General features: G+C 67.8%; 21 protein-coding genes and 1 tRNA gene. 16 read left to right on the top strand and 6 right to left on the bottom strand.

Features of this window, described 5'->3' with window-relative positions; genetic code table 11:
• Window positions 1-87 precede the first annotated feature (87 nt).
• From GV832_RS19325 to GV832_RS19305, 5 genes are all read left to right on the top strand, one after another.
• Window positions 88-1419 carry an amidase gene (locus GV832_RS19325; protein ID WP_227754548.1) on the top strand — a complete coding sequence of 444 codons (1332 nt, stop codon included), beginning with the start codon at window positions 88-90 and terminating at the stop codon, window positions 1417-1419.
• A 132-nt stretch (window positions 1420-1551) separates the two neighbouring features.
• Entirely contained in the window at window positions 1552-2730 is a 1179-nt protein-coding gene (locus GV832_RS19320) for an aminotransferase class I/II-fold pyridoxal phosphate-dependent enzyme (protein WP_168776519.1), read from the top strand.
• Window positions 2731-2737: 7 nt separating this feature from the next.
• Complete coding sequence (locus tag GV832_RS19315; protein WP_168776518.1) at window positions 2738-5914, top strand: DNA translocase FtsK; 3177 nt, start codon at window positions 2738-2740, stop codon at window positions 5912-5914.
• 130 nt (window positions 5915-6044) lie between these two features.
• Window positions 6045-6776 carry a LamG-like jellyroll fold domain-containing protein gene (locus GV832_RS19310; RefSeq protein ID WP_168776529.1) on the top strand — a complete coding sequence of 244 codons (732 nt, stop codon included), beginning with the start codon at window positions 6045-6047 and terminating at the stop codon, window positions 6774-6776.
• Between the two features lie 185 nt (window positions 6777-6961).
• Entirely contained in the window at window positions 6962-8782 is a 1821-nt protein-coding gene (locus tag GV832_RS19305) for a heavy metal translocating P-type ATPase (RefSeq protein ID WP_227754547.1), read from the top strand.
• Between the two features lie 42 nt (window positions 8783-8824).
• On the opposite strand, the gene GV832_RS19300 is transcribed toward GV832_RS19305, so the two are convergent.
• The 4 genes from GV832_RS19300 to GV832_RS19285 form a co-directional block, all read right to left on the bottom strand.
• Window positions 8825-8901 (bottom strand) — tRNA-Arg (locus GV832_RS19300).
• A gap of 58 nt (window positions 8902-8959) precedes the next feature.
• On the bottom strand, window positions 8960-10312 hold the full coding sequence (locus GV832_RS19295; protein ID WP_168776527.1) for a sensor histidine kinase: 1353 nt from the start codon (window positions 10310-10312) through the stop codon (window positions 8960-8962).
• 78 nt (window positions 10313-10390) lie between these two features.
• Complete coding sequence (locus GV832_RS19290) at window positions 10391-11743, bottom strand: dihydrolipoyl dehydrogenase family protein (RefSeq protein WP_168776517.1); 1353 nt, start codon at window positions 11741-11743, stop codon at window positions 10391-10393.
• The gene (locus GV832_RS19285) at window positions 11740-12399 is read right to left on the bottom strand and encodes a TVP38/TMEM64 family protein (RefSeq protein ID WP_354001989.1); all 660 of its coding nucleotides are present in this window, start codon (window positions 12397-12399) and stop codon (window positions 11740-11742) included. The genes GV832_RS19290 and GV832_RS19285 overlap by 4 nt, the downstream gene beginning before the upstream one ends.
• Before the next feature lie 295 nt (window positions 12400-12694).
• On the opposite strand from GV832_RS19285, the gene rpmH reads away from it, so the two are divergent.
• The 3 genes from rpmH (at window position 12695) to yidD (ending at window position 13598) form a co-directional block, all read left to right on the top strand.
• Window positions 12695-12829, top strand: a complete 135-nt coding sequence (gene rpmH / locus GV832_RS19280) for a 50S ribosomal protein L34 (protein WP_168776515.1) — start codon at window positions 12695-12697, stop codon at window positions 12827-12829.
• Window positions 12830-12975: 146 nt separating this feature from the next.
• A complete protein-coding gene (gene rnpA / locus GV832_RS19275; RefSeq protein ID WP_227754546.1) occupies window positions 12976-13344 on the top strand; it encodes a ribonuclease P protein component in 369 nt (122 codons plus the stop codon).
• Window positions 13341-13598 (top strand): membrane protein insertion efficiency factor YidD, encoded by a 258-nt coding sequence (gene yidD / locus GV832_RS19270; protein WP_168776514.1) that lies wholly within the window; start codon window positions 13341-13343, stop codon window positions 13596-13598. The genes rnpA and yidD overlap by 4 nt, the downstream gene beginning before the upstream one ends.
• Here yidD and GV832_RS19265 read toward each other — a convergent pair.
• Window positions 13579-14145 (bottom strand): DUF3833 domain-containing protein, encoded by a 567-nt coding sequence (locus GV832_RS19265; RefSeq protein ID WP_168776513.1) that lies wholly within the window; start codon window positions 14143-14145, stop codon window positions 13579-13581. The genes yidD and GV832_RS19265 overlap by 20 nt on opposite strands.
• Window positions 14146-14252: 107 nt before the next feature.
• Here GV832_RS19265 and ttcA point away from each other — a divergent pair, with 107 nt between their 5' ends.
• From ttcA to yihA, 5 genes are all read left to right on the top strand, one after another.
• On the top strand, window positions 14253-15134 hold the full coding sequence (gene ttcA / locus GV832_RS19260; protein WP_168776512.1) for a tRNA 2-thiocytidine(32) synthetase TtcA: 882 nt from the start codon (window positions 14253-14255) through the stop codon (window positions 15132-15134).
• A gap of 67 nt (window positions 15135-15201) precedes the next feature.
• Window positions 15202-16761 carry a putative bifunctional diguanylate cyclase/phosphodiesterase gene (locus GV832_RS19255; RefSeq protein ID WP_168776511.1) on the top strand — a complete coding sequence of 520 codons (1560 nt, stop codon included), beginning with the start codon at window positions 15202-15204 and terminating at the stop codon, window positions 16759-16761.
• A gap of 151 nt (window positions 16762-16912) precedes the next feature.
• Window positions 16913-18772, top strand: a complete 1860-nt coding sequence (yidC, locus tag GV832_RS19250; protein WP_168776510.1) for a membrane protein insertase YidC — start codon at window positions 16913-16915, stop codon at window positions 18770-18772.
• Window positions 18769-19506, top strand: a complete 738-nt coding sequence (locus GV832_RS19245) for an MOSC domain-containing protein (RefSeq protein ID WP_168776509.1) — start codon at window positions 18769-18771, stop codon at window positions 19504-19506. The genes yidC and GV832_RS19245 overlap by 4 nt, the downstream gene beginning before the upstream one ends.
• Window positions 19503-20153: a ribosome biogenesis GTP-binding protein YihA/YsxC gene (gene yihA / locus GV832_RS19240; protein WP_168776508.1), complete on the top strand. Its 651-nt coding sequence runs from the start codon at window positions 19503-19505 to the stop codon at window positions 20151-20153. Before GV832_RS19245 ends, yihA begins: the two co-directional genes overlap by 4 nt.
• Before the next feature lie 88 nt (window positions 20154-20241).
• Here the strand turns inward: yihA and GV832_RS19235 are convergent, their stop codons facing one another.
• Window positions 20242-20973 carry an SDR family oxidoreductase gene (locus GV832_RS19235; protein ID WP_168776507.1) on the bottom strand — a complete coding sequence of 244 codons (732 nt, stop codon included), beginning with the start codon at window positions 20971-20973 and terminating at the stop codon, window positions 20242-20244.
• Window positions 20974-21063: 90 nt separating this feature from the next.
• Between GV832_RS19235 and argB the strand changes: the two genes are divergently transcribed.
• Genes argB through GV832_RS19220 form a run of 3 tightly spaced genes read left to right on the top strand, consistent with a single transcriptional unit; the run spans window position 21064 to window position 23123 of the window.
• Complete coding sequence (argB, locus tag GV832_RS19230; protein ID WP_227754545.1) at window positions 21064-21963, top strand: acetylglutamate kinase; 900 nt, start codon at window positions 21064-21066, stop codon at window positions 21961-21963.
• Window positions 21964-21975: 12 nt separating this feature from the next.
• Window positions 21976-22599, top strand: coding sequence for a ferredoxin (locus GV832_RS19225; protein ID WP_168776506.1), 624 nt, complete (start codon window positions 21976-21978; stop codon window positions 22597-22599).
• 23 nt (window positions 22600-22622) lie between these two features.
• Entirely contained in the window at window positions 22623-23123 is a 501-nt protein-coding gene (locus GV832_RS19220) for a SixA phosphatase family protein (protein ID WP_168776505.1), read from the top strand.
• The last annotated feature ends 92 nt before the right edge of the window (window positions 23124-23215 follow it).

Below are 23215 nucleotides of genomic sequence, written 5' to 3'. Positions count from 1 at the left end.
CGCCCGGGCAGCCCTTGCGTCGAGGCCCCGGGTCAAGCCCGGGGCGGCGGGGAGAAATTGGAACGCTTGCGCGAAAAGGATGACCCCATGACCGGCACCTGGTCCCATATGACCGCCGCAGACCTCGGCCGCGACATCGAAAAGGGCAAGGTGAACCCGGTCGAACTGGCCGAATACTTCCTGTCGGAAATCGAGTCCCATCCCCACCGCGACCGCATCTATGCCCGCACCACAGCCCCCCGCGCCCGGGCCGAGGCCATGGCCGCCGCCGCCCGCGCCAAATCCGGGCTCCGCCGTCACCCGCTGGACGGCGTGCCCCTGTCCTGGAAAGACCTCTTCGACACGGCGGGCACGGCGACCGAGGCCGGATCGGCGCTCTTGAAGCACCGCATCCCCACGGCGGATGCCGAGGTGCTGCGCGTCGCCACCCTCATGGGCTCGGTCTGCCTCGGCAAGACGCATATGTCGGAGCTGGCCTTCTCCGGCCTGGGCCTGAACCCCGTCACCGCCACGCCGCCCTGCATCAACAACCCGCATTCCGTCCCCGGAGGCTCTTCCTCGGGCGCCGCTGCCTCGGTGGCCTATGGCATCGCACCCGCCGCCGTGGGGTCGGACACCGGGGGCTCTGTCCGCATCCCCTCGGCCTGGAACGACCTTGTCGGGCTCAAGACCACCCATGGCCGCCTCTCGCTGAAGGGCGTGGTCCCGCTGGCCGAGAGCTTCGACACCGTGGGCCCGCTGGCCCATACGGTCGAGGACTGCGCCCTGCTGCTGTCCCTGCTGGAAGGCACCCGCGCCCCCGACCTGACGCCCCTGCCCCTCTCGGGCCTGCGCCTCGCGGTGCTGGAGACCCTGGCGCTCGATGACCTGCGCGAGGCCCCCGCCAAGGGCTTCGACGACGCCCTTGCCCGCCTGACAAGGGCGGGCGCCCAGATCACCCGCCTCCAGGCCCCCGAGGTCGCAAGCGCCCTGGCGCTGGCCGGAACCCTCGTCGCCCCCGAGGCCTATGCGATCTGGGAGGCCACGATCGAGGCCGCCCCCCAGCTGATGTTCCCCCGCATCCTCGAACGCTTCCGCACGGGCGGGCAGGCCAAGGCCTCGGATCACATCGCCGCCTGGCGAAAGCTGCGGACGCTGCGCGCGTCCTATGCCCAGACCACGGCCGGTTACGACGCCATCCTGATCCCCACCGCGCCGATCCTGCCGCCCCATGCAGGCCGCCTGATGACCGACGAGGCCTATTACGTCACCGAAAACCTGCTGGCCTTGCGCAACACCCGCATCGGCAACCTCCTGGACCAATGCGTCCTGACCCTGCCCACCTCGCAGCCCGCCTGCGGCCTGTCGCTGATGGCAGCCCCCGGCGCCGAATACCGGCTCCTCCGCATCGGGCTCGCCGCCGAAGCCGCCCTGCGCTGACGCCCGCCTGAGCCCCATTTGCCACAAGTCCAGCCCCCAACCTCGCCCCTCTGTTCACTTTTTCTGGACCAGCCCCGGGGTTTTGGCTAGGGTTCCTGAAAACGGGGCGAAACGACCCCGGGGACGAGGCAGATGAATTATCCTGAGCGGTTCTCGAACCTGCCAGACTACGCGTTTCCGCGTCTGCGGAAGCTGTTGGACAGTCATGCCGCAGGCGGCCCCACGATCCAGATGACGATCGGCGAGCCGCGCCATCCGATGCCCGATTTCGTGGGCCCCATCCTGGCGGCCAACCTTTCGGGCTTTGGCGCCTATCCGAACAACGACGGCACGCCAGAGCTTCTGTCGGCCATCACCGGCTGGATTTCGCGCCGCTATGGCGTTGAAATGGCGGCGGAAAACATCATGGCGCTGAACGGCACCCGCGAGGGGCTCTTCAACGCCGCCCTGGCCGTGGCGCCGGAACTGAAGAATGGCAAGACCCCGGTCTTCCTGATCCCCAACCCGTTTTACCAGGTCTATACCGTCGCCGCCGTGACCTCTGGCGCCGAGCCCCATTACGTGCCCGCCACGGCCCAGACCGGCTTCCTGCCCGATTACGCGGGACTGCCCACAGATATCCTCGACCGCACGACGATTGCCTATATCTGCTCTCCGGCCAATCCCCAGGGCGCCGTGGCAAGCCGCGCCTATTGGGCGGAGCTTTTGCACCTGGCCGAGAAACACGACTTCCGCATCTTTGCCGACGAATGCTATGCCGAGGTCTGGCGGACCGCGCCGCCCCCCGGCATCCTGGAAGTGGCCCGCGAGATCGGCGCCGATCCCGAGCGGGTCTTCACCTTCCATTCGCTGTCGAAACGGTCGAACCTGCCCGGCCTGCGGTCGGGCTTCGTGGCCGGTGGCGCCAAATCCGTGGCCCAAATCCGCAAGCTCCGCAGCTTCGCCGGAGCCCCCCTGCCCCAGCCCATCCAGGCGGTCTCGGCCGCGGCCTGGGCCGACGAGGCCCATGTCACTGCCTCCCGCGCGCTCTATCACGAGAAATTCGAGGTCGCGGCGCAGGTCTTCGCGGGCATCCAGGGCTTCCAACTGCCCGAGGGCGGCTTCTTCCTCTGGCTTCCGGTCGAGGATGGCGAGGAAGCCACCCTCCGGCTCTGGCAAAAGACCGGCGTCCGGGTCCTCCCCGGCGCTTATCTCTCCCGCGAGGCCCATGGCTTCAATCCGGGCAAGACTTACATCCGGGCCGCGCTTGTCGGCCCCAAAGACGAGACGCAGCGGGGGCTCACTTTGCTCCGCGACTGCCTTTACGGTTGAGGTTCCCATGGCGTCCTACCAGTCCCGACAGCGCGACCCGCTTCTTGACCAACGCGTCCAGGCCATGCTGGAACGCCGGGGGAGAGAGCTTTTCGGCCTGGCCCTGATCGGCCTGGCCTTTGCCTTTGCGTTGATCCTTCTGTCCTATTCGCCCTCGGACCCGGGCTGGATGGTCTCGTCCGACCAGCCGGTGAACAACGCCCTGGGGCGGCTTGGAGCTGCGGTGGCCTCGACGCTGATCACGGTGGGCGGCATGGGCGCCTGGGGGATCCCGGCGGTGCTGTGTGCCTGGGGCGTGCGCTTTGCCAGCCATATCGGCGCGGACCGGGCGGTCAGCCGCGTGGTCTTTGCGGTGATCGCCGTGGCCCTGGGCTCGGTTTATGCCGCAACCCTGGTGCCGGGGGCGGACTGGCCGCACAAGTTCGGCCTGGGAGGCCTCTTCGGCGATACGATCGCTTTGAGCCTTTTGACCATCATCCCGGGCTCGACCCTGGTGGCGGTCAAGATCCTGTCCCTGGTCTCGGCCCTGGCCTTTGTCGCCATGTTCCTCTTCGTCACCGGGTTCTCCTTCCGCGAACTGGCGCTGACGGCGGGGTTTCTGGCCGTGGGGCTGGTCTTTGCCTATCACAGCCTGATGCAGGTCCTGGGCAAGGGGGCGGTTGGGTCGGTCACGGCGGCCTCGACCCTGGGGGCGAAGCTCGCCGAGCGACGGGCGGCGGCGGCCGAACGCGCCGAGGCCGAGCGCGCGACCCGGGTTGCGGCCCGCGCTGCGGCCAAGGCGCAGACCATCGGCACGGCCCGCATGACCCATGCGGAGGAAGAGGAAGAGGCCCCGGTCTTCGCCCAGCCCGAACCTCTGCGCGCTTCTGCCCCGCGCAAGGCCGTGGCGCCGCTGCGTGCCGAGCCCCGGGCGGTGGAAGAGGTCGAAGAGCCCCGCTCCCTGTTCTCGCGCCTGCCGCAGATCATCCGCCGCGCGCCGGAACCCGAGCCCGAATTGATCGAGCCGCCGCTCTCGGCGGATCTCGAGGCGCCCTCCGAGGACCGGATCAAGGCGCGGATTTCCTCGGTCATCCGGGCGCGGACCGCCGAGCCCGTGGCCCTGTCGGACATGTCCCCGATCACGGCGGCCATCGCCGCGCGGCGTGAGCCCGGCATGACCCGTCCCGCCGCCAAGCCCCCCCTGCCCCGCAGCCCGCAGCCCCTGGTGATCTCAACCGGGGCGATCAAGCCCGCCGTGGCCGCGGCGGGCCTGGTGGCGACGCGCCCCGCGGCTCCGGTGGCCGAGCCGCCCCGCCGCCTGGTCGAGCCCCCCGTGACCTTGGGTCGCGCGCTGGAGCCCGAGGCCAGCCCCGCCGACTTCACCGCCCCGCAAGCCGACACCCGCGGCCCTGCCGACTGGGAGACGGACCTCTCCGTCGACCTCTCCGGGGAGGATGATGCGACCTATGAACCGGCCATCGCCGCGCAATGGGCCCAGGACGACGAGGCTCATGACGACGGGGCCTATGACGACGCGCAGATGGAGCCGGATTACGACCCTACCCCCGTGATCCGCAAACCCCTGGTCGCCACCCGCCCCGCCGCCCCCCTGGTGCAAACGCAGGTGAAGAAGCCCACCCCCTCGCGCCAGGCCCTGGCGGAGGAGCAGCCCCGGTTGCGCTTCGAAGACCAGGTCTCGACCTATGAACTCCCGCCCCTGTCGCTCTTGACCCCGGCCTCGACCGTGTCGCGCAACCAGCTCTCGACCGAGGCGCTGGAGGAAAACGCCCGGATGCTGGAGAATGTGCTGGACGATTACGGCGTGCGCGGCGAGATCACCTCGGTCCGTCCGGGGCCGGTGGTGACGATGTATGAGCTGGAACCGGCGCCGGGGCTGAAGGCCAGCCGTGTGATCGGCCTGTCCGATGACATCGCACGCAGCATGTCGGCCCTGTCGGCCCGGGTTTCGACCGTGCCGGGCCGCACGGTGATCGGGATCGAGCTGCCCAATGCCACGCGCGAAAAGGTCGTCCTGCGGGAGATCCTCTCGGCGCGGGAGTTTGGCGATTCCTCCCTGCGCCTGCCTTTGGCCTTGGGCAAGGATATCGGCGGCGAGCCGGTGATTGCGAACCTCGCCAAGATGCCTCACCTTCTGATCGCCGGGACCACGGGTTCGGGCAAGTCGGTGGCGATCAACACGATGATCCTGAGCCTCCTCTACAAGCTCACGCCCGAGGAATGCCGGTTGATCATGATCGACCCCAAGATGCTGGAACTGTCGGTCTATGACGGCATCCCGCATCTCCTGTCGCCGGTGGTGACCGACCCGAAGAAGGCCGTCGTGGCGCTGAAATGGGTGGTCTCCGAGATGGAGGACCGCTATCGCAAGATGTCCAAGATGGGGGTGCGCAACATCGAGGGCTATAACGGCCGCGTCCGCGAAGCCATCGCCAAGGGCGAGATGTTCAAGCGCACGATCCAGACCGGCTTTGACGAAGACACCGGCGAGCCCGTCTTCGAGACCGACGAATTCGCCCCGGTGGCCATCCCCTATATCGTGGTGGTCGTGGACGAGATGGCCGACCTGATGATGGTGGCGGGCAAGGAGATCGAGGCCTGCATCCAGCGCCTGGCGCAGATGGCCCGCGCCTCGGGCATCCACCTGATCATGGCGACCCAGCGGCCTTCGGTCGATGTCATCACCGGCACGATCAAGGCGAACTTCCCGACCCGGATCTCCTTCCAGGTGACCTCGAAGATCGACAGCCGCACGATCCTGGGCGAACAGGGGGCCGAGCAGCTCTTGGGCCAGGGCGACATGCTCTACATGGCCGGCGGCGCGCGGATCACGCGTATCCACGGGCCCTTCGTGTCGGACGAAGAGGTCGAGGAAATCGTCGCCCACCTGAAGAGCTTCGGCCCGCCGCAATATATGTCCGGCGTGGTCGAGGGCCCTGAAGAGGGCGAGGCCTCGGAAATCGACGCGGTCCTGGGCCTGGGCGGCGACGGCTCGGACGACACGCTCTACGACCAGGCCGTGGCCATCGTGGCGCGCGACCGGAAGTGCTCGACGAGCTATATCCAGCGGAAGCTGGCGATCGGCTATCAGAAGGCGGCGCGGCTGGTCGAGCAGATGGAAGAGCAGGGCGTGGTCACGGCGGCGAACCATGTGGGGAAACGGGAGATCCTGATCGAGGAGCGGTGATCTCTCTCTCGACAAGCTTCACCACGGGGGCCTGCGGGCCCCCTTTCTCATGCGCAGAAAACAGATGAAAGCTTCTCTCCGGTATGGTAGGTGACAAGAATTGAACGCGCATCTGCTGATTGAGGTATTCATGCGCCTGCTTTCCTGCTCGGCCCTGATGGTGGCCGCCCTCGCCCTCCCTGCCCCTGCGGCGACGCTTTACAGCCAGTTCCTCTTCGATGGAACGACCGCTACCGACAGCCTTGGCCATACCACGGCCACCGAAACTGGTGCGGGCACGGTGGGGTCGGGCTCTTACAACTTCGGTTTGGCGGATGGGCTTGACCTGAATTTCGGGACGGCCCTCTCAAGTTGGTCGCTGGTGCTGCGCGCCAATCTGGACGACATGAGCGGCTGGAGGCGCGTCCTCGCAACCGATGTGCCGCTCGCGTCCGGGGGCTTCGTGTCGGACGAGGGGCTGTACTTCCGGGATGGGAACCTGAACTACTGCTGTGGTGGCTATGGGTCCTCCACGACCACGACCGCCGCGAACACCGACTTCGTTCTGGCAGTCGTCTTTGACGGCTCCCTGTCCAAGGTCTTTCTCAACGGCGCCTTGCAGTTCAGCTTTCCCAGCGGCGCGGCGGCGCATTTGCCCCATGCCACCGACATGCTGCGTCTGTTCAACGACCAGGTTTCCTACACGGACGAAGAGGCTTCGGGGAAAATGGACTACCTGGAAATTTATGACGGCGCCCTGACCGACTCGGAGGTTCTGGCCCGGACGGGTCCGATGGCTGCCGTGCCGCTGCCCGCCACGGGCCTGCTGTTGGCGGGCGCTCTCGCGGGTCTGGCCGCCCTTCGGCGCAAGCGCCTCGCCTGATCAGGGACTGGCGCGTCATGGATCGGCAAAGTCGCCATCCCATCGGCGCATGATCTATCCTCATGGCCTCCGGCAACATCTGGGGGCCGTAGGGTGCATGCTTGCACGCACCCTCCCTTGACCTCTGTCATATCCCCCCGCCCCATTCCGTGCCAAGCTGCCCCCACCTGACCGGGAGCCGCCCTTTGTCCAAGACCTTCCCCCAGATCGCCCTCTTCCTCCTCGCCCTCTGCGGCCTCCTCGCGGGCCTGGCGCTTTGGGCCACGGACAACCCCCTCGCCCCCCAGGTCTGGACCGCTGCCACGCTCCCCGTCCTGGCGGTGCTGGCCTGGGAGATCCTCCGCAGCCTCATCAAGGGTGACTTCGGGCTGGATATCCTCGCCGCGCTCTCGATGTCCGCCGCCCTGGCCACCGGGGAGCCGCTGGCGGCGGTCGTCGTCGCGGTCATGTATGCGGGCGGCGGGCTTCTCGAGGCCTTTGCCGAGACCCGCGCGCGGTCCGAGATGACGGCGCTGCTCTCCAAGGTCCCGCGCAGGGCCCATCGCCACCGGGATGGCCTGCTGGAGGAGGTGGCCCTGGCCGAGATCGCCCCGGGCGACCGGCTCTTGATCCGGCAGGGCGATACGGTGCCAGTCGATGGGCGGGTAGAAAGCCCGCTGGCCGTCCTGGACACCTCGACCCTGACCGGGGAGCCCCTGCCCCGCCAGGCGACCCAGGGCGAGGAGGTGCTCAGCGGCATGGTCAACGCGGCCGAGGCCTTCGACATGCTGGCCCAGCGCCGGGCCGAGGAAAGCACCTTCGCGGGCATCCTGCGGCTGGTCGAGGCGGCGCAGGGCTCCAAGGCGCCCATGGCGCGGATGGCCGACCGCTGGGCGCTGGCCTTCCTCGCCGTGACGCTGGCCATTGCCGGGGCGGCCTGGGCTCTGACCGGAGAGACCCAGCGCGCGGTGGCGGTGCTGGTGGTGGCGACGCCCTGCCCCCTGATCCTGGCGGTTCCGGTGGCCCTGGTGGCGGGGCTCAGCCGGGCGGCGCAGTTCGGCGTCCTGGTGAAAAGCGCGGGCGGGCTCGAGGCCATGGCGCAGGTCCGCTGCCTCGTGCTGGACAAAACCGGCACGCTGACCGAGGGGCGGCCGCAGGTGCGGGCGGTGCATGTGGCCGATGGCGGCGACCCCGAGCGGGTCCTGGCGCTGGCGGCGGCGCTGGACCAGGCCTCGGGCCATCCGGTGGCGCGGGCGCTCGTGGCCGAGGCGCGGGCGCGGGGCCTGGACCTGCCCCTGCCCGAGGGGGTGGAGGAACAGCCGGGAGAGGGGCTCTCGGGGCGGATCGAGGGCCAGGCGGTGCTCGTCGGCGGCGAGGCCTTTGTCGCGGGCCGGACAGGCCGGGCGCTGGCCATGGCGGGGGTGGAGCCCGGCGCGGTCACGGTCTGCGTCGCGGTCGAGGGGCGGCCCGTGGGGAGGATCATCCTGACCGATCCTTTGCGGCCGGGCACGGCGGGGCTCTTGCGGCGGCTGCGGGGCATGGGGCTGAGGCGGATCCTCCTCGCCACGGGCGACCGCGCCGAGGTGGCCGAGGCCGTGACGCGGGATCTTGGGCTTGACGCGGTGCGTGCCGACCTCGGCCCCGGGGACAAGCTGGCCCTGGTGCGGGAGGAACAGCGGAGGGGCCCGGTGATGATGGTGGGCGACGGGGTGAACGACGCGCCGGCCCTGGCCTCGGCCGAAGTCGGCGTGGCGATGGGGGCGCGGGGGGCTGCGGCCAGCGCCGAGGCGGCCGATGTGGTTCTGCTGGTCGACCGGCTGGAGGCCCTGGCCCAGGGCGTGACGGTGGCCAAGGGTGCCCGCGCCATCGCCTTGCAAAGCGTCATGGCGGGGATCGGCCTGTCTTTGGCAGGCCAGGTCGCGGCGGGGTTCGGGCTGCTCTCCCCGGTTCAGGGCGCCCTGGTCCAAGAGGCCATCGACGTCGCCGTGATCTTGAACGCGCTGCGGGTGCTGCGGGTCGGGCGGTGAAAAGCAAAGAGGCCGGCTTTTCAGCCAGCCTCTTGAATTCTATGGCGGACCCGGAGCGATTCGAACGCCCGACCCTTAGATTCGTAGTCTAATGCTCTATCCAACTGAGCTACGGGTCCGCAGTGCGGTGGGATTTAGCCGCAGCGCGTGGGGGGCGCAAGGGGAAAAAGCACCACGTCAGTGGCTTTCTTCCGAAGTCCCCATTCCGGGCCCGGCATCCTTGGGCAGGCGGATGACGAAGACCGTGCCCTGATCATCGGACCGCACCAGCTCCAGCGCGCCGCCATGGCCGCGCACCAGCTCGGCCGCGATGGCCAGGCCCAAGCCTGTCCCCCCGGCCCGGGTCGAGCCGGTGAAAGCGGCAAACAGGTGCTCCCGCGCCTTGGGCGGCAGGCCGGGACCGGTGTCGCCGATGCGGATCCACCATTCGGCATCGCTCTCGCCGCCGGCCAGTTCGATGGTCCCCTCGCCCCCCGTGGCCTCGATCGCCTGGCGCGCGTTGCGCACGAGGTTCGAGATCACCCGGTGAAGCTGTTCGACATCGGCGCGCAGGGTCAGGACGGCGGGGGCGTCGATCACGGCGCTGACCGACTGGCCCAGGCCCTCGCCTTCGACGACGTCCTCCAGAAGGCCGCGCAGGACGAAGCGGGTCAGGCGCGGCGGAGCCTCTTCGGCGCGGCCAAAGGCCAGGGTCGATTCGCACAGGTTCACGGCGCGGGTGATCGAGGCGACAAGCTTGGGCGCCGCGCGGGCGACGGCGGGATCGGCAGAGCCCTCGATCCGGTCGGCGAAAAGCTGGGCCGTGGTCAGGATGTTGCGCAGGTCATGGGCGATCTTGGCGACCGCAGAGCCAAGCTGCGCCAGGCGTTCCCGCTGGCGCAGAGCATTGGTCATCTGGGTCTGCATGGTCTGCAAAGCCTCTTCGGCGATCAGCAGCTCCACCACCCGGGCACTCGGTTCGATGATCGAGCGCCCATCCTCAGGCGCTGCGGCATAGGCCTGCATATGGCGCACGACGCGGCGGATCGGCACGACGATCAGGCGCTGGGTCGCGATGAAGAGAAGCATCGCCGTCACCAGGGCGATCAGCGCCGAGATCACCAGGATCCGCGCGCCGTAATCGACCATGGCGTGGCGCATGGGCCCCGATTGCATCGTGACCTCGATCAGGATGCCGCCTTCCTGCACCGGGGCGCCGATGACGCGGATCACCTCGTCCTTCGGGTCCCACAGAACGGCAAAGGCATCGCGGATCAGGTCCCAGGTATCCGCCTCGCGCAGGTCATAGGTGGCCGCGATGGGCGAGGGGATGGTCGAGGACAGGACCAGCTGCCGCACCTGGTCGCGGCGCAGGACGACGTTATAGACCTCGGCATTCTTCAGAAGCTCGGCCTCCAGCTCGGGCGAGACCATGTCGGGCGCGGCCAGCTGCGCCAGGGAGGCGATCTGGGCCTCCTTCAGCCTTGCGTCCAGGAAATCCAGCCGGAACCGGGCGATGGAGGGCACGAAGATCAAGACCTCCGTCAGCATGACGAAGGCCACGGTCAGAAGCAGGAAGCGCCCCGACAGCGTGTTGAGGAAGCGTCCCCTTTGCACCTTGGTCCTCTCTCACGGCACCAGCCGTTGCACCGCCTTGACGATAAGCTTCACGATTGCGCTATCAAAGAGGCGGGGCGAAAAATATGTGCCGAGCGCGCGTTTTCCGGCCTCGGAGAGGGAGGGATAGGGCAGGACGACGCCCGCGAGGGTGGAAAGCCGGGTTTTCGTGGCCAGCGCGAGGGTCCAGAGGCCGATCTGCTCTCCGGCGCCGGGGCCGAGGAGGGTGACGCCCACAAGCCGCCCCTTGCGGATCACCAGCCGCGCCAGGCCCTGCGCCTGGTCGGTGACGCCCCGGTCAAGGGCGGCAAGGTCGAAGCTGTGGACGAGGTCGCCGGGTTGGGCGAGGTCGCCGACCTGCGCCAGTTCCGGCTCGGTCCAGACGGTGCGGGGGATCGGGGCCGAGGCGCGGGCGGGCAGGCCGAGGACGGCTTGCCGCAGGACGATGCCCGCGTGATAGCCCGCAAGATGGGTGAGCTGGCCGCGCCCGGCGACGTCTCCCATGGCGAAGATGCGGCGGTTGGTGGTGCGCAGGCTTTCGTTCGTGGTGATGCCCTCGGGGGTATGGGCGACGCCCGCCAGGTCCAGCCCCAGGTCGAGGCTGGGGCGGCGGCCCAGGGCCAGCAGAAGGTGGCTGCCCTCGACGCCTCCGCCCGGCCAGTAGAGCGCCCCGGGGCCCGCGCTTTCCGGGGTGGCGGTGAGGATGCGGACGCCCTCGGCGGTCAGCATGTCCGAGAGGCGTTGGGCCGCCTCGGGCTCTTCGCTGCGCAACAGGCGGGAGCGGGTGACGATTGTGACCTCTGATCCCAGCCGCCGGAAGGCATGGGCCAGTTCGGCGGCCATGGCACCTGCGCCCCAGATGACCAGGTGGCTGGGCAGGGTTTCCAGCGACCAGATGGTTTCAGAGGTCAGGTAACCTTCCAGCCCCGGCAGGTCCGGCACCAGGGGCCGCGCGCCCGTGGCGATGGCAAAGCGGCGGGCGCGGATGGTCTCTCCCCCCGCCTCGATCGTATCGGGTCCGGTGAAGCGGCCCCGGGCGCGGATCACCCGGACGCCGAGGGATTCGAAGCGCTCCTGGCTGTCATGCGGCGCGATCGTGGTGACCGAGGCGCGGACATGCGCCATGACCGCCGCGAAATCGACCTGCGGGGTGACGCCCGCCACCCCCGGCCCACCGCGCCTTTGTGCTGCGGCGGCGGAGGCCGCGTGGAGCAGCGCCTTCGAAGGCACGCAGCCGGTGTTCAGGCAATCGCCGCCCATCTCGCCGGGCTCGAGCAAGACGACGCGGGCGCCCATCTGCGCCGCCCCTGCCGCGAGGGAGAGGCCCGCAGACCCGGCGCCAAGGATGCAGAGATCGGTTTTCATTTGCGCAACTTCAGAAGGAGGGGGAGGAGCGACAGGAGGGCCAGGGCGAGGAGCGGCCAAAGGAAGCTGGGCTGGGCGAGGATCGACAGGTTCGGGCGCTCTCCGCGCGCGAAGACCTCACCCAGGCCCGCGCCGAGTTGGGTATAGATATAGCCTGCGGGCAGGATGCCAATGAAGGTGGTCAGGGCGAAGGTCCGCAGGCGCACGCCCACGGTGGCGGCGGCGAGGTTGGCGAGGAAAAACGGCACGACCGGGATCAGCCGCATGGTCAGGAGGACCCAAAGCTCATTCTCGCGCAGGGATTGCGCCAGCCGGGCGAGAGCGCCGCCGCGTTGGTCGATGCCCTCGGCGACATCGCGGCCAAAGCCTGCGCGCGCGGCGGCAAAGACCGTGACGGCTCCGGTCGTGGCGGCAGCCGCGTTGTAAAGAAGGCCGGGGAAGAGGCCGAAGAGGAAGCCTCCGGTCAAGGAGAGCACGATGGCGCCGGGGATCGAGAGGGTGACGACCAGCGTATAGGTGACGAGGAAGGCGACAGAGGCGAGGAGGTAATGTTGATCACGCAGCGCGAGGAGGGCGGAGCGATTCTCGGCCAGGCGGTCGAAGCTGAGCCAGTCGCGGAAGAGGACCAGGGCGAGGAGCCCCAGGGCCAGGATCACGAGGATCGGTGCCCGTTGCAGAAGGCGTCGGGAAAGGCGGGGTGGGGCTTGGGTCATGGTCTCTTATCCCACGTCAGAAGGGGGCGGCGCCAGACAAAGCGGGGGTCACGGGGGGGTGAATTGACCCAGGCCCGGGGTTTGTCTTGAAGGAAGGCCCGGGGGAGGCGAAGTTTTCTGGCAGAAAGCTCTTGGGCCGCGTTGACTTGGGGACACATCCCCCTTAATGCACGGGCCTCATGTAGCGGCGCCTCCGAATCCTTTGGGGGAAGCTGCCGAAGTCTTGATGGAGCCCGCTATGAAGCGTACCTTCCAACCGTCGAACCTGGTTCGCGCTCGTCGTCACGGGTTCCGCGCCCGCATGGCCACCAAGGGTGGTCGTCTGGTGCTGAATGCCCGTCGCGCCCGCGGCCGGAAGAAGCTGTCGGCCTGAGCCAAGTCGGACCCTTGGGTCCGCAGGAGGTTCGGATGACACCGCCGAGGCAATCGGAGACTGGGATACCCCAGGAAACCGAGACGCCTGCGGCGGTTTTGTCATTTGCGCTGAAGGGGGCTCTGCCGACTGCCATGGAGGCGATCTTGGCCGATAGACCTGCCCTGCCGACTGACGCCCCGGTCGCTGCGGAGACGATCCGGCTGCGGGCGGATTATCTCCTGGCGGCCCAGGGGCGCAAGGCCGGGACCGGGGGGTTCCTGCTGCAGGGTCGGGCGCGGGGGGATGACCTGGCGCCGCGCTTTGGGTTTACCGCCAGCAAGAAGATCGGCAATGCGGTGTTCCGCAACCGGGCCAAGCGGCGGCTGCGGGCCCTGGCGCATGAGGTGCTGCGGCCCTTGGCGCGGCGGGGTTGGGATTATGTGCTGGTCGCCAAGCCGGGGGCGACCGTGGTGCGGGATTGGGCGCTCTTGCAGGACGACCTGCGCGAGGCCGTGGCGCGGGTGCATAAGTGACGCCCGGCGCTTGGGTCCTGTCGCTTCCGGTGCGGGCCTATCGGCTGGTCCTCTCGCCTTACGTCGGCCACGGCTGCCGCTTTCAGCCCACCTGTTCGGTCTATGCGCTCGACGCGCTGGAGCGGCATGGCGCCCTGAGGGGCGGCTGGCTGACCGCCCATCGGCTCTGCCGCTGCCACCCCTGGGGCGGTCATGGATACGACCCCGTGCCCGGGGCCGATCCGGAGCACGACCTCAAAGCTTCTCGAAAGTGATGCTGACGTCGCCCAAGGTGACGCCCCATTTCATCATATAGGCCCGGTTGAAGGCGCGGTTTTCCGACTGCAGCCAGATCCAGTCGTCGAAGCTGACCCGCGTCGTCTTGGCCGGTCCATCGGCCGAGGGGACGGGCAGGTCGATCGTGTATTTCCAGTTGAACCGGTCGCCCAGGATCTCGCCCTTGGCCATACCGATGACGCCGGGCGCCGTGCCCTCCCAGGTCGTCTCGCCGGTCTTGTGCAGCGTCCAGATGCGCTGTTCGGTCGAGCCGTCTTCGTAGACGAAATCCTCGGTCAGGGTCAGGGTCTTGCCATCCCAGACGCCGTTGATCTTGACCTCGAACTGGCGGCGGACCGTGCCGAAGCGGTCCTGGAACTGGCCGCGCGCGACGAGGGGGCCGTCGAAGAACTCTTCCAGGCGGAACTGGCGGTCTGACAGCGGCGGGTCGCTGGCGCCCGGGTGGCCGGTGCAGGCCGAGAGGACGGCGAGGCTCGCGGAAAACAGGGTGGCGAGGCTGAGGCTGATCGTGGTCTTGCGGCCCATGGGAAGCTCCTTTGTGCTTATACGGCGCCGGGCGGGTTTCGGATTGCCCCGCTGGCCAAACCGGGCTTTTTCTGCGAAAAGGCCGCAGCCCAGCCGGAGTTCCCCCAGTGCGCGACGACCTTGACGACGATCTTGGCGACATCCACCCGCTGTTCCAGGGGGCGCCGCAAAGCACCGAATTCCGCAAGCTGCGCAAGCGCCTGGTCCGCGAGGTGCGCGCGGCCATCGAGACCTATGGGATGATCGAGAAGGGCGCGCGCTGGCTGGTTTGCCTCTCGGGCGGCAAGGACAGCTATACTCTGCTGGCCGTCTTGACCGAGCTGCAATGGCGCGGGCTTCTGCCGGTGGAGCTTCTCGCCTGCAACCTGGACCAGGGGCAGCCGGGCTTTCCCTCGGGCGTCCTGCCCGAGTTCCTGAGCCGGATGGGCGTGCCCCATCGCATTGAATATCAAGACACTTATTCCATCGTCACCTCGAAGATCAAGCCGGGCGGGACCATGTGTTCGCTCTGTTCCCGGCTGCGGCGCGGCAACCTTTACCGGATCGCGCGGGAAGAGGGGTGCTCGGCCGTCGTGCTGGGGCATCACCGCGACGACATCCTCGAGACCTTCTTCATGAACCTGTTTCATGGCGGCAGGCTGGCCACGATGCCGCCGAAGCTCGTGAACGAAGAGGGCGATTTGTTCGTCTATCGCCCCCTGGCCTTCGTGCCGGAAGCGGATTGCGAAAAGTTCGCCCGGGCAATGGCTTACCCGATCATTCCCTGCGATCTTTGCGGCAGCCAGGAGGGGCTCCAGCGCGCCCAGGTCAAGAAGCTCCTGGACGAGTGGGAGACGCGGACGCCGGGGCGGCGGCAGGTCATGTTCCGCAGCCTGATGAACGTGCGCCCCTCGCACCTCGCCGACCCGGGGATTTTCGACTTCCTGGGCTTGATGCGGGGAGCGGCGCCGGGGCCGGATCAACCGCCGCAACTCAAGGGCGAAGATTAAGAGTCCCTTTACTCTTCGTCCCTAGATTGTTCGTGACCTGTTCTAATGTCGCGATCCGGGGGATGTCATGAGTTTTGGGTTTGGCCGCAGGGCCGCGAATTGGGCGCTCTCGCATCTTGCCACGGTCTCGACCGTGCTGCGGCGACCGGAAATCATGGTCTTCGTGCCCGCCGTGACGTTGGGCGCCTATTTCCTGGGGGGGGAGCGGGCCCTGATGCTGGTCGCCCTCGGCGCGCCGCTGGTGGCCGCGCTGGCCGGGGCCTTCCGGCAGGTGCCGCAGGGGCAGATGACGCTGCCCGATGCGCTGAACGGGCTGGCTTTGCGGCCGCAAATCATCGGCGTGATGGACCGAATCTTGCGCGATACGCCGATCACCGGGCTGACGACCGGCTGCCTGGTCGTGCAGTTCGACGATATGGGCGATGTCGTGGACCGCTATGGTCGCATCGCCCAGACCGAGGTGCTGACCCGCTGCGCAGAGCGGCTGTGTTCCGCGCTGCGGACGGGGGATGTGGTCGCCAGGCTCGAGGGGGGCGGCTTCGCCGTGGCGCTTGGCCCGGTGCGGCGGCTGGATCTTGAAACGGCGGTGCAGGTCAGCGCACGCCTGCAATCGGCCCTCACCGCGCCGATCAGCCTGAACGGGGCGCGGGTCTATGTGACGACCTCCGTGGGCTTTTGCCTGGCGGACAGGGCGCCCTCGGCGACCGGGGCCGCGCTTTTGGACGCCGCGCAGGTCGCGGCGGATGATGCCAGCCGCAACGGGCCGGGCGCGATTCGTGCTTTTGCCCCCGACATGGCACGCACCCGCGCCGACCGCGACCAGATGCGCGACGAGCTGGAACAGGCCCTGGACGAGGGCCAGATCCGCGCCCATTTCCAGCCGCAGATCTCGACCGACACGGGCGCGGTCTCGGGCTTCGAATCGCTGGCGCGCTGGCATCACCCGACGCGCGGCCTGATCCCCCCGGCGGAGTTCCTGCCGCTGATCGAAGATTGCGGCCTCTCGTCCCGGCTTTGCGAGGTCATGGTCTTCAACGCGCTTTCGGCGCTGTCGCAATGGGACAAGGCGGGCTTCCATGTGCCCACCGTGGCGGTGAACTTTTCGAAATCCGAACTGCGCGCGCCGGGGCTGGCCTCGAAACTGCGGTGGGAGCTTGATCGTTTCGACCTCGCCCCCGAACGCCTGACGATCGAGATCCTGGAAACCGTCGTGGCCGAGACTGACAGCGATGTGATCGTCGCCAATATCGCCGCCATCGCCCAGATGGGCTGCGGCGTCGACCTGGACGATTTCGGCACCGGCCATGCCTCGATCACCTCGATCCGCCGCTTCGCCGTCCGCCGCCTGAAGATCGACCGCAGCTTCGTGACCCGCGTGGACGAAGACCGCGAACAGCAGAAGATCGTCTCCGCCATCCTCTCCATGGCCGAACGGCTGGAGATGGAGACCATCGCCGAGGGCGTCGAGACTCAGGGCGAACATGCCATGCTCAGCCAGCTTGGGTGCAACCATGTGCAGGGCTATGGCCTCGCCCGGCCCATGGCGATGGAAGAGACCGTGGAATGGATGCACCGCTACACGCAGCGCCAAACCACGACGCCCCGCATCGGCAACCGCACCAATTAACCACGACCGCGCCACGGCGACCCGGGATTTTCGCAGAAAACCCGCCTCCCCGTGGGGGGCGGGGCTTGGCCGAGGGCGAAACCGCTTGACCTTCCCGCGGCCCTTCTGTTGAACGTCGCCTGATACTGGCAAGCGCAACAGCGGCGGTCCCATGGAAGATCAGAACAAGAACCTTCTCCTCGCAACGGTCCTCTCCGCGATCGTGATTCTCGTCTGGTTCATCGCCGGACCGATGCTCTTCCCGGATTGGTTCCCCAAGGAAGACACGACGCTCACCGCCCTGCCCGCCGATCAGGCTGTCACCCCGGCGGCGACCGACACGGCCGCCCCGGCTGCCGCCCTGACCGAGGCTCCCGCCGTCGAGGCACCGCGCCTGACCATCGACACGCCCAAGCTCTCGGGCAGCGTCTCGCTGTTGGGCGGTCGGATCGACGACCTGCTCCTGAAGACCTACCGCACCTCGGTCGCCCCCGATGCCGCGCCGGTGACGCTCCTGTCGGCCGTGGGCCAGGAAAAGCCCTACTACGCCATCTTCGGCTTCTCCCCCGGCAACGGGATGGAGCCTGCCGACGTCCCCGACGCCAAGACGATCTGGACCCAGACCGCAGGCGACACCCTGGCCCCGGGCAAACCCGTCACCTTGACCTGGGCCAACACCAAGGGCGTGACCTTCACCCGCGACATCTCGGTCGACGAGAACTTCATGTTCACCATCGTCGACACCGTGACCAACAAGGGCACGGCGGAGGCCCGCCTTGCCCCCTATGGCATCATCGCCCGCCACGGATTGCCCAAGCTCGAGGGCGTCTATGTCGTCCACGAGGGCCCGGTCAGCCGCATCGACGGCAAGACGATCGAGCAACCCTATTCCGACCTGCCCAGCCTCGCCGAATTCGAGGGCGTCAACGGCCAGGCCACCGAATCGCAAGGCGACGGCTGGACCGGCTTCACCGACCATTACTGGATGACGACGCTGATCCCCGAACAGGGCCAGCCCTTCACCGCGGTCGAGAAATACACCCCCGGCGCCGATATCTACCAGGTCGAGGTCCGCAAGCCCGTCCTGGCCGTCGCGCCCGGCGCCTCGGCCACCACCTCGATGCGCTTCTTCGCCGGCGCCAAGGAGTGGGAGACCATCGCGGCCTATGAGAACGACCCGACCTGGTACATGAAGCCCTTCGGCTATTCGGCCAAGCCCGATGTCGTCGCCGTCCCGGGCTTCGTGAACTCCATCGACTGGGGCTGGTTCTTCTTCCTGACCAAGCCGATCTTCTTCGTCCTGCACCTGATGCACGGGCTGATCGGCAACATGGGCCTGGCCATCATCGGCCTGACCTTCATCCTGAAGCTGATCGTCCTGCCGCTGGCCTATAAATCCTATGTCTCCATGGCGCGGATGAAGGAGCTTCAGCCCGAGATGGAGGCGCTGAAAGAGCGCGCGGGCGAGGACAAGCAGAAGCTGCAAAAGGAGATGATGCAGCTTTACCGCGAGAAAAAGGTCAACCCGGCCGCCGGTTGCCTGCCGATCTTCCTGCAGATCCCGATCTTCTTCTCGCTCTACAAGGTGATCTACGTCACGATCGAACTGCGCCACGCCCCCTTCGTGGGCTGGCTCACCGACCTGTCGATGCCCGATACCTCCAGCATTTTCAACGCCTTCAGCCTCTTGCCCTGGGACGCGCCCGCGACCGGCACACTTCTGCACACGATCTTCATCGGCCTTCTGCCCATCCTTCTGGGCATCTCGATGTGGCTGCAGCAAAAGCTGAACCCCGCGCCCACCGACCCGGCCCAGGCGATGATCATGACCTGGATGCCCTGGGTCTTCATGTTCATGCTCGGCAGCTTTGCCTCGGGCCTGGTGCTCTACTGGATCACCAACAACACGATCACCTTCATCCAGCAGTACCTGATCATGTGGAGCCACGGAAACCGCCCCGATCTCCTGGGCAACTTCCGGCGCAAGGCCCCGGTGCCGGTCCCGGTGTCGAAGCCCAAGGCCAAGAAATGAACAGGCTGGCGCTGATCACCCGCCACCCGATCAAGGCCCACGGACGCGAGTTGCTCGCGTCCGTTGTGCTTTCGGCGGGCGCCACCCTGCCCCATGACCGGCGTTGGGCGATCGCGCATGAGGCGGCGAAGCTGACCCCCGGCTGGGTCAGTTGCAACAACTTCCTGCGCGGGGCGAAGGTGCCGCAGCTGATGGCGATGGAAGCCGCGATGGAGGGCGAGAGCCTCCGCCTGACCCATCCGCAGCTGGGCGAGATCACCGTCAATCCCGACGATACCGAAGACGCCAAGCGCCTGATTTCCTGGGTGAAACCCCTGGTTCCCGCAGGTCGCGCCCAGCCCGTCCAGGTCATCCGCTTTGACGGCGGCTTGACCGACAGCGACTATCCGACCGTCTCGATCCTGAACCTCGCCTCGCTCAAGGACCTCTCGGCCCGCATGGGCCTGGACCTCTCCCCCCACCGTTTCCGGGGCAATCTCTGGCTGGACGGCGCGGCGCCTTGGGAGGAATTCTCCTGGATCGGCCGCCGCCTTCAGATCGGCGAGGCCGTCCTCGAAGTCACCGAACGCATCACCCGTTGCCGCGCCACCTGCGTCGATCCCGCCACCGGCGAGGTCATGGGCGAGACGCTGGACGCGCTCGACCAAGCCTTTGGCCACAAGGATTTCGGCATTTTCGCATCGGTCATCCAGGGCGGCAAGATCGCCGTTGACGACGCATGGAGCCTCATATGAGCCTGACCTTCCCCCTTGCAGAAGACCCCGAACCCTTTGCCAAGGAACGTGGGCGGCTGCTCTTCGCCGGCCCCGTCGACTTCGTCAAAGGCGTGACCGCCATGGCAAACCTGCCCCCGGCCGATCGGCTTGAGGTCTGTTTCGCAGGCCGGTCGAACGTCGGGAAATCGAGCCTGATCAACGCCTTGACCAATCGCAAAAACCTGGCAAGGGCCTCCAACACCCCGGGCCGGACGCAGGAAATCAACTACTTCGCGCTGGGCGAAGAGAAATACCTCGTCGACCTGCCCGGCTATGGCTATGCCGAGGCGCCCAAGGCCGTGGTCGAAAAGTGGCAGCGGCTCTTGAAGCAGTTCCTGCAAGGCCGCCAGACGCTCCGCCGCGCCTTTGTTCTCATCGACACCCGCCACGGCGCGAAAGAGGTCGATGAAGAGATCATGAAGCTTCTGAACAAATCCGCCGTCACCTTCCAGGTCGTGATGACCAAGGCCGACAAGGTGAACGCGGCCACGCGCGCCGCCAACCTGGCCCAGGTGCAAGAGACCCTGAAGAAGCACCCCGCCGCCTATCCCGAGATCGTCATGACCTCCTCGGAAGAGGGTCTGGGGATCGAGACGTTGCGGGCGATCATTGCGAACATGACCTGAAGGTCATTTCGCAGGGGCGGGCGATCATTGCGAACTGACCTGACGGCCAGGGCCAAGGCGTTCCCGCGCAGGCGGGAACCTCGCGGCGTCAGACCTGCTGACCGCCGTTCACCAGCAATTCCGACCCGGTGATATAGGACGACTGGTCCGAGCACAGGAACCAGATCGCATCCGCCACCTCTTTCGGCTGACCCAGCCGCTGCATCGGCAGCTTCTCCACGATCTTGTCCGTCCCGGGGGAAAGGATCGAGGTCTCGATCTCTCCGGGCGCAATCGCATTGACCCGCACCCCCAAGGGCCCGAAATCATGGGCCATTTCCCGCGTCAAGGCCGCCAAAGCCGCCTTGGAGGTCGCATAGGCCGCCCCCGCAAAAGGATGCACCCGGGAGCCTGCAATCGAGGTCACATTCACCACCGACCCCTTGGCCGCCTGCAACTCCTCCATCAGCCCCCGCGCCAGCACGATCGAGGCGAAGAAGTTGACGTGGAAGACCTGCCCCCAGGTCCGCAGATCCGTCGTCAGCGTCGAGAGCCGCGCCCCGCCCGCCCCTTTCGGAGAAATCCCCGCGTTGTTCACCAAGGCATCCAGCCGCCCGCCGATCTTGCCCTTGATCACCTCGATGGCCGCAATCGTCTTGTCCGGCGAGGCGAGGTCGATCTGGATGTGATTCTCCTCGCCCCCCGGCCAAGGGCAGCGCGGATCGAAGGGCTGGCGCGAACAGGTCAGCACGCGCCAACCTTCCGAGGAAAACCGCTTCACGGTGGCATGGCCGATCCCGCGCGAAGCCCCTGTCAGGACGAGAGTTTTTTGATAGGTCATCCCCGCAGTCTACGCCGCCGCCCGGCACATGCAAGCCGCTTGGCAGGGGGCCTCAAAAGCCCTAAACGGGGCCAAACCCCGGAGACCAAGATGAAAGCCCATACCGTGAGCCGTGAAGCCGCCCTCGCCACCGCCAAGATGCTCTCCGAGGCCCTGCCCCACCTGCAACGCTTCTCGGGCGCGGTGGTCGTGGTCAAGTTCGGCGGCAATGCCATGGGCGACGATGCGGCCATGGCCGAGTTTGCCCGCGACGTGGTCCTAATGAAGCAGGTGGGCGTCAACCCGGTGGTGGTCCATGGCGGCGGGCCGATGATCAACGAGATGCTGACCAAGCTCGGCATCAAGTCGGAATTCGTGCGCGGCAAGCGCGTGACCGACAAGGCCACGGTCGAGGTCGTGGAGATGATCCTCTCCGGCCTCGTCAACAAGCGCATCGTCCAGGCGATCAACGACCAGGGCGGCCGGGCTGTGGGCATCTCCGGCAAGGACGACGACCTCATGGTCTGCGAGGCCGATGACCCGGAGCTGGGCTTCGTGGGTCGCCCCGTGGAGATGAACGTGCAGGTCCTCCGCGACCTCTACGCCGCAGGCATCATCCCCGTGGTCGCCCCGGTCGCCACCGGCATGGCCGACAACGAGACCTTCAACGTCAACGGCGACACCGCCGCCGGCGCCATCGCGGGCGCGCTCAAGGCCGACCGCCTGCTCCTCCTGACCGATGTCCCCGGTGTGAAAAACGCCGCTGGTGAGGTCCTGACCCAGATCACCCCCGCCGAGATCCGCGCCATGATCGCCGATGGCACGATCTCGGGCGGGATGATCCCCAAGGTCGAGACCGCGCTTTACGCGCTGGAACAGGGCGTCCGCGCCGTCACCATCCTCGACGGGCGGCTCCCCAATGCCGCCATCCTCGAGCTCTTCACCGACCATGGCGCGGGCAGCCAGATCCGCTCCACCGAGCCGCGGGTCAAGCCGCGCGTCCGGCGTTAAAAGGGGGCGCCGGTGAACCTGGCCGCCCATCACCTGGAGGTCCTGGGCGGTTTCCACTGCGACGGCGACCCCGGCCTGCCCGAGGGCACCCAGACCCTCCTGCTCCTCGGCCCGAAGGAGCCCGGCTTCTGGGCCCATATCCAGGCCCATGCCGATTGGACCCACCCCGACCCGATCGACGACTGGTCGCGCCGCACCATAGGCCGCATCGCCTGCGACCTCGGCGCCAAGGCGCTCTTCCCCTTCGGCGGCCCGCCTTACCACCCTTTCTACCGCTGGGCGCTCCGCACCGGCCGCGTCTGGGAGAGCCCGGTCAAGCTCCTCGTCCACGGGAGTCAGGGCCTCATGGTCTCCTTCCGGGGCGCGCTGGCCTTGAAAACCCGCGTCGAGATCCCCCCGCCCCAGGCCCGCCCCTGCGACAGCTGCCCCGCCCCCTGCCTGACCGCCTGCCCCGCCTCGGCCCTTGGGGCGCAGGGCTACGACGTCCCCGGCTGCCACGCCTGGCTCGACACCCAGGGCCAGCCCTGCCTCTCCGGCGGCTGCCTCACACGCCGCGCTTGCCCCGCCTCTGCCGCCTATGCAAGACTTGAGGTCCAATCGGCCTATCACATGGGCCGGTTCCACAAGGTGGGATAACCGCCGACCCTGGGAGGTAGGGGATGAAGCGACTGATTCTGACGCGCCATGCGAAATCGAGCTGGGACGACCCGAATTCCCCCGACCATGACCGCCCGCTGAACGAACGCGGCCGCGCCGCCGCCAAGGACCTCGGCCAGTGGCTGGCCAGCCGGGGCTATGTCCCGGGCGAGGTGCTCTGTTCGGACGCCAAGCGCACGCAGGAGACCTGGGCGGGCATCGCCCCCGCGCTGCCGGGCGCGCCCGAGGTGAGCCTGAAGCCCTCGCTCTATCACGCGGGCCCCGATGTCATGCTGGCCGTCCTGCGCCATGCGACGGCGGATGTGGTCATGGTTCTGGGCCACAACCCCGGGATTTCGGAATTCGCCAGCCGCATTGTGGCGCAGATGCCCACGCATGAGGGCTTCGCGCATTACCCGACCGGGGCAACCCTGGTCTGCGATTTCGCGGTCGACAGCTGGTCCGAGGTGGGTTGGGGCCTGGGCGTCACCGATGACTTCATCGTGCCGAAGGAAATCGCCTGACAGGTCCAGGGGCGGCGGGTTGAAACCCGCCCTACGCCTCCCCCCGTGCCACGCCGTCAGGTCAGGCGCGGGGAGGGGGTTCGGGGGAGGGG

This window comes from Stagnihabitans tardus, assembly GCF_009925085.1.
GTDB lineage: Bacteria > Pseudomonadota > Alphaproteobacteria > Rhodobacterales > Rhodobacteraceae > Stagnihabitans > Stagnihabitans tardus.
The sequence above is the reverse complement of the archived record's forward strand: the minus strand, read 5'-3'. Positions and strand labels throughout refer to the sequence as shown.